1 pseudogene is annotated in these 274 nt (G+C 51.1%); it reads left to right on the top strand.

The features are described from left to right. Positions 1-274 (top strand): annotated as a pseudogene (locus BEA93_RS24885) (DDE-type integrase/transposase/recombinase); the annotation flags it as partial.

Genomic DNA, 274 nt, shown 5'->3' with positions numbered 1-274 from the left:
GCCCCGATGCTGAACTGGTCAACACTATGCTGGATAGCGCTGTCGAAACGTTAAATGCTGGCGAACGACCGGTGATACACAGTGACAGAGGTGGGCATTATCGCTGGCCAGGCTGGCTGGAAAGAGTGAATGCAGCAGGTCTTATTCGCTCAATGTCCCGTAAAGGATGTTCACCTGATAATGCCGCATGCGAAGGCTTTTTCGGCAGACTGAAAACGGAAATGTATTATGGGCGTAAATGGTCGGGCATCACGCCAGAAAAGTTCATGCAGCA

This window comes from Escherichia sp. MOD1-EC5950 (assembly GCF_002965345.1).
Taxonomy (GTDB): Bacteria; Pseudomonadota; Gammaproteobacteria; order Enterobacterales; family Enterobacteriaceae; genus Escherichia; species Escherichia marmotae.
This window is presented reverse-complemented; position numbering and strand designations above follow the sequence as displayed.